Annotated in this window: 12 protein-coding genes and 1 other RNA gene; 10 read left to right on the top strand and 3 right to left on the bottom strand. The window is 62.2% G+C overall.

Annotated features, from left to right (window positions below; all coding sequences use genetic code 11):
• Window positions 1–356 (bottom strand): glyceraldehyde 3-phosphate dehydrogenase NAD-binding domain-containing protein (locus MOV61_RS23870; protein ID WP_247138363.1); only part of this gene is annotated, 356 nt, incomplete at its 3' end.
• A gap of 45 nt (window positions 357–401) precedes the next feature.
• The gene (gene tkt, locus MOV61_RS23875) at window positions 402–2384 is read right to left on the bottom strand and encodes a transketolase (protein WP_247138364.1); all 1983 of its coding nucleotides are present in this window, start codon (window positions 2382–2384) and stop codon (window positions 402–404) included.
• Window positions 2385–2726: 342 nt separating this feature from the next.
• Between tkt and MOV61_RS23880 the strand changes: the two genes are divergently transcribed.
• The 9 genes from MOV61_RS23880 to MOV61_RS23920 all read left to right on the top strand — a co-directional run bounded on the left by MOV61_RS23880 (window position 2727) and on the right by MOV61_RS23920 (window position 10084).
• Entirely contained in the window at window positions 2727–2999 is a 273-nt protein-coding gene (locus tag MOV61_RS23880) for a DUF4164 domain-containing protein (protein ID WP_038544942.1), read from the top strand.
• A 25-nt stretch (window positions 3000–3024) separates the two neighbouring features.
• Window positions 3025–3402 carry a cell division protein ZapA gene (locus MOV61_RS23885; protein ID WP_038544939.1) on the top strand — a complete coding sequence of 126 codons (378 nt, stop codon included), beginning with the start codon at window positions 3025–3027 and terminating at the stop codon, window positions 3400–3402.
• A gap of 64 nt (window positions 3403–3466) precedes the next feature.
• Window positions 3467–3625, top strand: a non-coding RNA gene (gene ssrS, locus MOV61_RS23890) — 6S RNA.
• Window positions 3626–4133: 508 nt separating this feature from the next.
• Window positions 4134–5633: an ATP-binding protein gene (locus MOV61_RS23895; protein ID WP_247138366.1), complete on the top strand. Its 1500-nt coding sequence runs from the start codon at window positions 4134–4136 to the stop codon at window positions 5631–5633.
• Window positions 5630–6073 (top strand): response regulator, encoded by a 444-nt coding sequence (locus tag MOV61_RS23900; protein WP_247138367.1) that lies wholly within the window; start codon window positions 5630–5632, stop codon window positions 6071–6073. The genes MOV61_RS23895 and MOV61_RS23900 overlap by 4 nt, the downstream gene beginning before the upstream one ends.
• A 9-nt stretch (window positions 6074–6082) precedes the next feature.
• Window positions 6083–7111: a sensor histidine kinase gene (locus tag MOV61_RS23905; RefSeq protein ID WP_247138368.1), complete on the top strand. Its 1029-nt coding sequence runs from the start codon at window positions 6083–6085 to the stop codon at window positions 7109–7111.
• A 263-nt stretch (window positions 7112–7374) separates the two neighbouring features.
• On the top strand, window positions 7375–8658 hold the full coding sequence (locus MOV61_RS23910; protein WP_247138369.1) for a hemolysin family protein: 1284 nt from the start codon (window positions 7375–7377) through the stop codon (window positions 8656–8658).
• On the top strand, window positions 8655–9257 hold the full coding sequence (locus tag MOV61_RS23915) for a 5-formyltetrahydrofolate cyclo-ligase (RefSeq protein WP_247138371.1): 603 nt from the start codon (window positions 8655–8657) through the stop codon (window positions 9255–9257). The genes MOV61_RS23910 and MOV61_RS23915 overlap by 4 nt, the downstream gene beginning before the upstream one ends.
• A gap of 2 nt (window positions 9258–9259) precedes the next feature.
• Window positions 9260–10084, top strand: coding sequence for a TIGR00282 family metallophosphoesterase (locus MOV61_RS23920; RefSeq protein ID WP_247138372.1), 825 nt, complete (start codon window positions 9260–9262; stop codon window positions 10082–10084).
• A gap of 6 nt (window positions 10085–10090) precedes the next feature.
• On the opposite strand, the gene MOV61_RS23925 is transcribed toward MOV61_RS23920, so the two are convergent.
• Complete coding sequence (locus tag MOV61_RS23925) at window positions 10091–10684, bottom strand: hypothetical protein (RefSeq protein ID WP_247138373.1); 594 nt, start codon at window positions 10682–10684, stop codon at window positions 10091–10093.
• A gap of 204 nt (window positions 10685–10888) precedes the next feature.
• Here MOV61_RS23925 and MOV61_RS23930 point away from each other — a divergent pair.
• A partial coding sequence (locus MOV61_RS23930) for a DEAD/DEAH box helicase (protein ID WP_247138375.1) occupies window positions 10889–11860 on the top strand: 972 nt, incomplete at its 3' end.

An 11860-nucleotide genomic window follows, 5' to 3' on the forward strand; every position in this document is an offset into this window, starting at 1 on the left:
CGCTTGGCGCCGGCGGTCAGGTGCGCCGCGGCCTTGTCGCGGGCGGTGAAGATGCCCGTGCATTCGAGCGCGATATCGACGCCGAGTTCGCGGTGCGGCAGGGTCGCCGGGTCCTTGATCGCGGTCACCTTGATCGGCTTGCCGCCGCCGACGATGATCGTGTCGCCGCTGACTTCGACGCTTGCCGGGAACTTGCCGTGGATCGAGTCGTAACGCAGCAGGTGGGCGTTGGTCTCGACCGGGCCCAGGTCGTTGATGGCGACGACCTCGATATCGGTGCGACCGGATTCGACGATCGCGCGCAGCACGTTACGGCCGATGCGGCCGAAACCGTTGATGGCAACCTTGACAGTCATTTCACATACTCCCGCTTTTAGCTTGTCTTGGAGATTTCAGTTGGATCAGGCGAGCTCTTTTTCGGCTGCGGCAACAACCGCTTCCGCGGTGATGCCGAAGTGCTTGAAGAGGTCCTTGGCAGGGCCGGAGGCCCCGAAGGACTTCATGCCGATGAAGGTGCCCTTCGGACCGATGAAGTGGTCCCAGCCTTCGCGCACGCCGGCTTCGACCGCAATCTTGACCGGCGAGTTGCCGACGACCGCGGTCTGGTAGGATTCCGGCTGGTCGAAGAAGAGTTCGACGCAGGGGACGGAAACGACGCGTGTCGCGATGCCCTTGCCGTCGAGGACAGCTTGCGCCTTCAGCGCCAGTTCGACTTCCGAGCCGGAGGCGAAGATCGTCACCTTGGCGTCGGCCGCGGAAACGAGTTCGTAGGCGCCCTGGGCGCAGAGGTTCTTCTCTTCATAGGTCTTGCGGGCCGGCGCCAGGTTCTGGCGGGTCAGCGCCAGGCCGGACGGGCGGTGTTTTTCCTTCAGCGCCAGCTGCCAGCATTCGGCCGTCTCGGTCTCGTCGGCCGGGCGGAAGATCAGGAGGTTCGGGATGGCGCGCAGTGCTGCGACCTGTTCGACCGGCTGGTGGGTCGGGCCGTCTTCGCCGACGCCGATGGAATCATGCGTCCAGACGTGCACGACGCGGATGCCCATCAGGGCTGCGAGGCGGACGGACGGACGGCAATAATCCGAGAAGATCAGGAAGCCGCCGGAATAGGGGATCAGGCCGCCATGCAGCGAGATGCCGTTCATGGCGGCGGCCATCGCGTGTTCGCGGATGCCCCAGTGCATGTAGCGGCCGGAGAAATCGGTCGGGGTGATCGACTTCATCTGGCTGGTCTTGGTGTTATTCGACGGCGTCAGGTCGGCCGAACCGCCGAGCGTTTCGATGACGATGCCGTTGATGACTTCGAGCGCGTCCTCGGATGCCTTGCGGGTGGCAACGGTCGGGTTGTTCTCGGCGATCTTCTTCTTGAAGGCGTCGATGGCGCTGTCGAAATTGCCCGGCAAGTCACCGGCGAACCGGCGCACGAACTCGGCCTTCTTCTCGGCAGCGGTGGCGGCGAGGCGATCTTCCCAGTCCTTGCGCACCGTCGTCGAGCGCAGGCCGGCAAGGCGCCAGGCATCGAGAACGTCGGCCGGAACGGTGAAGGCTTCCGCTTCCCAGTTCAGCGCCTTGCGGGCGGCCGCGATTTCCTCGGCGCCAAGAGGCGAGCCGTGAACCTTGTGGGTGCCCTGCTTGTTGGGGGCGCCGAAGCCGATGATGGTTTTGCAGGCGATGAAGGTCGGGCGGTCGGACTTCTGGGCGGCTTCGATCGCAGCCGAAATCTGGTCGACGTCATGGCCGTCGATCTCGATCGTGTTCCAGTGGGCGGACTTGAAGCGCATCACCTGGTCGGTCGAGTCCGACAGCGAGACGGCGCCGTCGATGGTGATCGAGTTGTTGTCCCAGAAGAGCACGAGCTTGTTGAGCTTCAGGTGGCCGGCAAGCGCGATGGCTTCCTGGCTGATGCCTTCCATCAGGCAGCCGTCGCCGCAGAGCGCGTAGGTGAAATGGTTCTGCAGGTCGGAGCCGAACTCCTCTTCCAGCTTGCGCTCGGCGATCGCCATGCCGACGGCATTGGCGATGCCCTGGCCGAGCGGACCGGTGGTCGTCTCGATGCCCGAGGCATGGCCGTATTCCGGATGGCCGGCGGTCTTGGAACCGAGCTGGCGGAACTGCTTGATGTCCTCCATCGTCATGTCCTCGTAACCGGTGAGGAACAGCAGCGAATAAAGCAGCATCGAACCGTGGCCGGCGGACAGCACGAAACGGTCGCGGTCCGGCCAGAGCGAGTTCTTCGGATCGAATTTCAGGTAGCGGGTGAACAGAACCGTCGCGATGTCGGCAGCGCCCATCGGCAGGCCGGGATGGCCGGAATTGGCCTTCTCTACAGCATCCATGGCGAGGAATCGGATCGCGTTCGCCATCCGGTTATGTTTGTCGAGAGAGGTCATGGCTAATCCGCTTTTTACGGGTGTCGGTCACGGTCCTCGTGGGACCACTTGAAGAGTGGCCCAGGGACCACCTAAGAGCGGGTGATCCTTAGCAGGTGCAACGCGCAAGTCAACAAAAGCGCCGTCGCGCCGAGGCCATCATGACGAACTTTCCCGCAGCTGCCGGAATTCTGTGCAGCATGTGACGAGGGGCAGAAACATAGTTGACGATCCACAGTTAGGACATGTTTGAAGGGTCTCGATTGATTGACCGGCTTGCAGGCGGTGAATAGTCTTCCGGCCTTGTTGGAGAGGTCGATCGTATCGATTCGGCTCATTTCGTGTATCGACAGGAAGCTTCGCATGCCGTCGGAAAAGACGATCGACATGGTGATTTCGGAACTTAAGGCAGCGATCGGCGGTCTTGAGAGCGCCGTCGATGCGCGCATCGAGCGCCAGCGCGAGACCCAGGACGTGGAGGGCGAGGTCCGCCGGGTGCACGCGGACCGGGCGCGGCTCGCGCAGGAGCTCGACCAGTCGCAATTCCGCGCCAATCGACTGGAAGAAGTAAACCGGGAAGTCTCGAGGCGTCTCGTGACGGCGATGGAAACCATCCGCGCCGTGCTCGATCGCTGATGCGCCAGGATCAAAAGGGAATGCCATGGCCCAGGTAACGGTGATGATCGACGGCAAGGCCTATCGCATGGCCTGCGAGGAAGGGCAGGAAAGCCACCTGACCGAACTTGCCGATCGATTCGACCGCTACGTAGGGCACCTCAAAAGCCAGTTCGGCGAGATCGGCGATCTGCGCATCACCGTGATGGCCGGCATCATGATCATGGACGAACTTTCGGAGATGACCCGCAAGCTCGGCCTGCTGGAGACCGAGGTCGCGGCACTCAAGTCCAACCGCGACGGCGCGCTCGAAACCCAGCAGCGCAACGAGCAGCACGTGGTCTCGGCGCTCGGCGAGCTCGCCTCGCGGCTCGACGGGTTGACCGCCAAGCTCAACGGCCGCACGCCCGCTCCCGTGAACTGATCAAAGTCGATAATAAAGGCTTGCCGCCACTGGTGCGGACCGGCAATCACACATATATTGCCGATGCGATCTGCGCCTCACGACAGGAACCACAATCCCTGGGGCCATACTCGATCCAAAGGGAGCTGTCCCTGGCCAGGCCCGTGGGCTTGGACACACGGCGCCCACCTACGTTTGTAGGCACCCAGGATCGTAAACATCCATCGGTTGCCGCGGATCGCACTTCTCCCTTTTTGACCTGATTGTTTCCGGCTTCCGGCGACAGTGAAGTCGCAGCCGCATGCAAGGCAAAGACCGCCTGGCTTAAACACTCAGCTGCATTCCGGACTGCAGCCGAGAGGCGGGACTGCTGGTTGGGGGGTCTTTCCCGCGCGGTCATCCTTATTGAATATCCGCGATTCGCATATTGACCGGATGATCTATTCTCGCATCTGCTTGTAAAGTGCAGGACGGGCGAAATCGGGTCCGGACTGATCGGCTTGGCTGTCGATTGTTCATCCGGCGGCGACAATTGCGAATGCCGGGCGAGATTTGTATTTAAGAATTCTCCAATTTATCCCCCATATGGTGGACTTGGCGCGGCGTGATCACGGTTTGGACGAGGCTCTTAATCCTCTTTTCAAACGAGGTGGATCTTCTCGACGTGCACCAACCTATTCTGTGGCCTTTGCTTGACAACGGGGGCCGCGCCCCCAAGTTCTTGCCGTCCCGTTCACTCGCCGGCCGTATAGATGCCCTTTTTGAAATCCACCTTCGCCCGATCTTCGCTGCTGATGCTTCTGGTCGGGGGCGCCATCCTGTTGGCGATCGTGCTGTCGTCCTTCTTCCTGGCACGGACAACGCAGGTCTATTTCGAGGACGTGGTGAAGCTGCGCGAACTTCGAAGTGCTGCCGCGGACATGCAGCTTTTCCTGCGGGCAGCCGAATCCGGCCAGCGTGGTTTTGTGCTGACGCAGGATGCTGAATTCCTGATCCCCTATACGACCGCAAGCACGGTTATTCCGCGACTGCGCGAGCGACTGAAAAGGGCTGCCGGCAATCTGGACGCCATGCATGTCCCATTTGCCGAACTCGACCCGCTGATCGATGACAAGCTCGCCGAGATGCAGTCGACGGTGGAGATGGTGCAGAAGGGGAATGCCATCGGGGCGATCGAGGTCATCCGCGGCGCCTATGGCCGGCAGCTGATGGAAGGCATCACGACAATCCTCGGCACGCTGCTCCGCGACACGGACGGGCGGATCGGGACCGGGGTCGACGACCTCAATGATTCGGCAACGGCGCTACAATGGATCACTATTGGCGGCGGCCTGATGATCATCCTCGTCATCGGCGGCGCGATCATGATCGTCGGCCAGCATGTCCGCGAGCTTCAGCGGGCGCGCTCCGAGGTCGAGGAGCTCAATGCCGGGCTCGAGGAGCGCGTCAACGAGCGCTCCGAGGACCTGATCCAGGCGAACCGCGAAATCCAGCGGTATGCCTATATCGTCTCGCACGACCTGCGTGCGCCGCTGGTCAACATCATGGGTTTCACCAGCGAACTCGACGCGAGCCTCAAGTCGATCAGCACCTATGTGCTGGCCGACGGGACGCCGCTGTCTGAAGCTGATGTGAACGATGCCCGCGTCGCGGTCGAGCAGGATCTGCCGGAGGCCATCGCCTTCATCCGCTCGTCCACCAAGAAGATGGATGGGTTGATCAACGCCATCCTGAAGATTTCCCGTGACGGGCGGCGCGAACTGAAGCCGGAGAGGATTGATCTCGGGGAGCTCCTCGAAGCAACGGCGGCCAGCATCTACCATCAGGTCAGCGAAGCGGGCGGCGAGGTGAATATTTCGGTCGCCCAGGCGCGGGGCCTTATTACCGACCGATTTTCGCTGGAACAGATTTTCGGCAATCTCTTCGACAATGCGGTGAAATACAAACATCCGGATCGGCCGTTGAACCTGTCGGTCAAGGCCATGCCGCTTGGCCGCGCTGCGATGAGAATAGAGGTTTCAGACAATGGCCGGGGTATCGCCCAGGAGGATCACGAGAGGGTTTTCGAGCTTTTCCGCCGCTCGGGTGTTCAGGACCAGCAGGGCGAGGGTATCGGTCTTGCGCATGTGCGTTCACTAGTTAGAAATCTAGGCGGTGAGATTACCGTGACGTCCACATTGGGCGGCGGGACGACGTTCGTCATCCGGTTGCCCACGGATCTGTCCCACTATGTCAGGAGTAACGGCTCATGAAGGCTGCCGGTAAAGAAGTCACCATCGTGATGATCGAGGACGATGAAGGCCATGCGCGCCTGATCGAAAAGAACGTCCGTCGCGCTGGCGTCAATAACGAGATCGTTCCCTTTACGAACGGCAATGCGGCTCTCGACTTTATCCTCGGCGCGGATCGTTCCGGAGACCCAAATCAGGATCGCCATCTGCTGATCCTCCTCGACCTCAACCTGCCGGACATGTCGGGTGTTGACATCCTGGAGAAGGTGAAGTCCAACCCACACTCCAAGCGTCTGCCGGTGGTCATCCTGACGACCACGGACGATGAGCGGGAGATTCAGCGCTGCTATGATCTCGGCGCCAACGTCTACATCACCAAACCGGTGGACTACGACAGTTTTGCGCATGCCATCCGACAACTAGGGCTGTTCTTTGCCGTGATGCAGGTCCCCGGACAATAACGAGACGTGATGCCGCAAACCATACTCTATGTCGATGATGATCTCGCGCTTGCCAGATTGGCAGAACGCCATTTTGTGCGTGCCGGTTATGAGGTGGTCCACGCCGTTGACGCGGCATCGGCAATGGCGGCGGTGGAAAAAGGCGGTATCGACGCGATCGTCCTCGACCATTACCTGAAGACCGGAACCGGGCTCGACATCCTTCACAAGCTGAAAGATCAGGACTCGGTCATTCCGGTGATCTACGTCACCGGTTCCAGCGACGCGACGATCGCCATCGATGCGCTGAAGAGCGGCGCATCCGACTATGTCATCAAGACGGTCGGTGAGGAGTTCTGGCCGCTGATGGAAAGCGCGATCGCGCAGGGCATCGCCAATGCCGAATTGCGGCAGGCCAAGGACAAGGCCGAGCAGGAGATCCGCCTGGGCAAGGAACGCGCCGAGGTTCTGCTCGCCGAGGTTAATCACCGCGTGGCCAATAGCCTGGCGCTGGTCGCGGCACTCATCCGCCTGCAGGTATCCAGCAGCAAGAGCGACGACGTGAAGGCCGCTCTTTCCGAGACGCAGGCGCGCATCAGCGCGATCGCCGGCATGCATCGCAGCCTCTACACATCCGACGACGTCCGGCATGTGGAGATGGACAAATATCTGGGCACGCTGGTGCGTGAGGTCCAGGGCTCCGTCAACGGCGATGGGGGACCGTCGATCCGCCTCGATGCCGAACCTTTGTCGCTGACCTCCGATCGCGCCGTCTCCGTCGGCATGATCGTCACGGAACTGCTCACCAACGCGCTGAAATATGCCTATCCGGCCGGCACCGAGGGCGAAGTTCGGGTGCTGCTCAAGCGCCAGGGTGAGGGCGATGCGCTTCTCGCCGTCGAGGATGACGGGATCGGCTGGCGTGAGGGCGATGCGCCGAAAGGAACCGGGCTCGGCAGCCGGATCGTCAAGTCCATGGCCGCGACGCTCGGGTCGACGATCCATTATGTGCCCTCTCTTTCCGGCACCCGCGCCGAACTGACGGTCAGCCTTCAGTAGTTGCGGCGACAGCGACCGGGTCACGGCTTCCGCGGTGCAAACCCTTCATTTTGTTCCAACCATTGCAATGCCCGCATGACGACCCTATGATTTACGCATGCGAGTGAAGGTGCATAGCTCCGAGAACCGGTCCCGGTTTTCCGAACTGTGCGTGAAGCATCGCCGACGAAGCGCTCCGGCGCGGTCGTATGGATGCGGGCCGCTCCCTGGGGCGGCACGTTCGTTTCGCGTGCAGGCATATTGTTCCAATTAAAGAGCTTCTCTTGTTAACCGAAATACTCATCGTCATCGCCCTCACCGTTTTGAACGGTGTCCTCGCGATGTCGGAACTTGCCGTCGTCTCCTCCCGCCCCGTGCGGTTGCGGATCATGGCCGAGCAAGGCAATCGCGGTGCCGCCACAGCCATGCGGCTTGCGGAAGATCCCGGCCGCTTCCTCTCCTCCGTCCAAATCGGCATCACGCTGGTCGGCGTGCTGTCCGGTGCATTCTCGGGCGCCACGCTCGGCGCGCGATTGACCACCTGGTTCGAGGCGCAGGGCATGGCGGACAATCTCGCCGACTGGCTGGGCGTCGGCACCGTCGTCGTCATCATCACTTATCTGTCGCTGATCGTCGGCGAACTGGTGCCGAAGCAGATCGCACTGCGGGCGCCGGAGGCGGTTGCCGCCCGTGTCGCGCCCGCCATGAAAATGCTGGCGACCGTTGGCGCGCCGATCGTCTGGTTCCTCGATATTTCCGGCCGAATCGTCCTCAGCCTGCTTGGCCAGAGGGGCGAGTCGGGCGACCGGGTCACCGACGAGGAAATCCGCACCGTGCTTGCCGAAGCCCAGAGCGCCGGCGTGATCGAGACGGAAGAATCCGCCATGATCTCAGGCGTCATGCGGCTTGCCGACCGCACCGCGCGCGGCCTGATGACGCCGCGGCGCGATGTCGAGGTCATCGACATCGAAGACAATTCGGATGAGATCCGCGAACAGCTGCGCGCCACGCAGCGTTCCCGCCTGCCGATCCGCAACGGCAGTTCCGACGAAATCCTCGGCACGCTGTTCGTCAAGGACGCTTACGATTTCATCGCCGGCGGCAAGATGCTGGATATCCGCGGCATCATGCGCGAGGCGCCCGTCGTGTCGGACCTCACCGGCGCGCTCGACGTCATCCAGGCGCTGCGCCGCGCGCCGGCCCATATGGTGCTCGTCTACGACGAATACGGTCATTTCGAAGGCATCATCACGTCGGGCGACATCCTCGAGGCGATCACCGGCGTGTTCCAGGAGGAAAACGACGAAGAACCTGCGATCGTATCGCGCGACGACGGTTCTTTCCTGATCGCCGGCTGGATGCCGGTCGACGAGTTCTCCGACCAGATGGGGTTTTCGCTCGGGGACGATCCGGGCTACGAGACTGTCGCGGGCTTCGTGCTCGACGAGATGAAACGCTTGCCGGAACTCGGCGAGAGTTTCACCAAGAACGGCTGGACCTTCGAGGTGATCGATCTCGACGGCCGCCGCATCGACAAGCTGCTGGTCAAGCGGTCGGACAAGATATGACGGACGTCTTGAAGACCAAGGCGGAGCTTCGTGCCGCGCGGCTTGCCGCACGGGATGCAATTCCCCCGGTCGAGCGCATCGAGAAGAGCCTTGTCATCGCATCGCACGGGGCAGAGGCAATCCGCATCGAGCCCGGCGCGATCGTTTCGGGCTTTCTGCCGATCCGCTCGGAAGTCGACGTGCGGTCGCTGATGGCGCATCTCAGGGACCGCAACGCGCGGCTCTGCGTGCCCGTCATCCTCGACAAGAAAACGATTATCTTTCGCGAACTGGTGCGCGGCGCCGAATTGGTGCCGGGCGTGTTCGGCACCTTCGGCCCGGGGCCGGACGCTGCCGAGCTCGAGCCGCAGGTGATGCTGGTTCCGCTCTCCGCGTTCGATGCCGGCGGGCACCGGATCGGCTATGGCGGCGGTTATTACGACCGGGCGATCCACCGCCTGCAGCAAAAAGGCCTGAACCCGACGCTGATCGGGATTGCCTTTGACTGCCAGGAAGTGGCATCAGTTCCCGTTGAACCTCACGATATCAGACTAAACGCTATCCTGACGGAGAGCGGTTACCGGCCCTTCGAAGACATGGGCCGCGCACAGATTGGATAAGAATGCGCCTTTTGTTCCTGGGTGACATGGTGGGCAAGACCGGCCGCGTGGCGGTCTGGGAAAAACTGCCGAGCCTCGTCGCCGACCTGAAGCTCGATTTCGTCATCGTCAACGGCGAGAATGCCGCCGGCGGCTTCGGCATTACCGAGGATATCTTTCTCGAGACGATCAATGCCGGCGCCGACGTGGTGACGACCGGCAACCATGTCTGGGACCAGAAGGAGGCGGTGAGCTTTGCCGGCCGCCACGAGCAATTCCTGCGGCCCGCCAATTACCCCGCCGGCACGCCGGGCAAGGGATCGGGCATCTTCTACGCCCGCAACGGCGCGCGCATTCTGGTCGCCAACATCATGGGCCGGGTATTCATGCATCCCGAGCTCGACGATCCCTTCAAGAGCGCCGAGGCGATCCTCGCCGCGGCTCCATTGAAGGAACAGGCGGACGCGATCATCTTCGACTTCCACGCGGAAGCAACCAGCGAGAAGCAGTGCTTCGGTCATTTCGTGGACGGCCGCGCCAGCCTGGTGGTCGGCACCCACACGCATGTGCCGACGGCCGATTGCCAGATCCTCAACGGCGGTACCGGCTACATGTCGGATGCCGGCATGTGCGGCGATTACGATTCATCGCTCGGCATGGACAAGGAAGAACCGCTCAACCGCTTCATCTCGAAGATGCCAAAGGGCCGTTTCGAGGCGGCGACCGGACCCGCGACCATCTGCGGCCTTGGCATCGAGATTTCCGATGCGACAGGCCTTGCGGAGAAGATCGAGCCGCTCCGGATCGGGCCGCGGCTTGCGGAGACCATCCCGTCCTTCTGGCGGTAATGCCGCCTACGGTCGGCGTGACAGCCAGTCCACGAAGCCTGCAAGCTTATCGACGCCGTCATCCAGCACCGCCTCGTAGACAACTGCGCTCGGGGCCGGCTTGCCGCCTTTCGGCGCGTTTGCTGCAAGTTCGGTCTTGATGACGAGGATGGTTTTCCGCACCTCGTCGGTCAAGCGGGGCAGCAGCGTCTTCAGATGTTTCAGGTCGGGCTGGCGGTCCGGCTCGTCGATGAACCAGATGTCGAGATTCCAGTCTTCGCCCGTGTCCGTCCGGTAGGTGAGGCCAAGATAGAGGCCGTCCGGGTAGTTTTGCGGTTCGACGTTCCAGAGGCCGCTATCGTTGCGGTAGCGCACGGCGCCGACGCGGCTGTCGAGCATCAGTTCGCCAGCGATCTCCGCGACGGTCCGGCGGGCGGCTGGGTCGAGCCTCTCGCAGACCACGGTGATGTCGATATCGCGGCGGACGATGAGGCCGAGCGCCGAGCTTCCGACCCACACCGGATTTCCAGCCAAACGCAAGGCATCCTCGAGGCCGAGGGCGCTGACGATCGTATCGGCCTGAGCCTGCAGTTCGGCCTGCTTTTTTAAAATGTCGGACATGGCCTTCTCCGCCTGGGTATTCCCCACTTAGGGGAGATTTACGTCAGATATTAAGCTTTTGGCGTCAATAGCGGCCTTGATCGGGACCTCGCGCCGACATGCTCTTTGACATTTGCGCTGCAAATAAGTAGGAACGGCACAAGTTCGGCTGCGAGTGTTGCAGCCACAGCGCTTCGTGCGCGACAATCCGAAAGACAGATTTAGATGACCGATTACAACGGCGCCGTCCCGGCGATCGCCAAGGCGTTGGCGAAACGGGGCTATGTAACGCTGACCCCCGTCCAGAAATCCATGCTCGACCCGGCTCTCATCCATTCCGATGCGCTGGTTTCGGCGCAGACCGGCTCGGGCAAGACCGTTGCCTTCGGGCTTGCGATCGCGCCGACTCTGCTCGGCGACGCGGAAAAATTCGGCCCGGCGCGGCAGCCTTTGGCGCTCGTCATTGCGCCCACCCGCGAACTGGCGATGCAGGTCACCCGCGAGCTGGAATGGCTTTACGAGATGACCGGCGCGGTCATCACCAGCTGCGTCGGCGGCATGGACATCCGCAGCGAACGGCGCGCGCTGGAGCGCGGCGCCCATATCGTCGTCGGTACGCCCGGCCGTCTCTGCGACCATATCCGCCGCAACGCGCTCGACATGTCGGCCCTCAAGGTGGCCGTGCTCGACGAGGCGGACGAGATGCTCGATCTCGGTTTCCGTGAGGATCTGGAATTCATCCTGGAATCGGCGCCCGACGACCGCCGCACTCTGATGTTCTCGGCAACCGTTCCGGCCGCGATCGCCAAGCTTGCCAAAAGCTACCAGCGCGACGCGGTGCGCATCGCGACCTCTGCCGAGGAAAAGCAGCATGTCGATATCGAATACCGCGCGCTCGCCGTGGCATCGGCTGACCGCGAAAATGCGATCATCAACGTGCTTCGTTATTACGAGTCGACCAACGCAATCGTGTTCTGCTCGACGCGTGCTGCCGTCAACCATCTGACGGCGCGGTTCAACAACCGCAATTTCGCAGTCGTGGCCCTCTCCGGCGAGCTGACGCAGAACGAGCGGACCCATGCGCTGCAGGCAATGCGCGACGGCCGTGCCCGCGTCTGCATCGCGACCGACGTCGCCGCGCGCGGCATCGACCTGCCGGGTCTCGATCTCGTCATCCATGCCGACCTGCCGACCAAC

It is taken from the genome of Neorhizobium sp. BETTINA12A (genome assembly GCF_023006485.1).
Lineage (GTDB): Bacteria > Pseudomonadota > Alphaproteobacteria > Rhizobiales > Rhizobiaceae > Neorhizobium.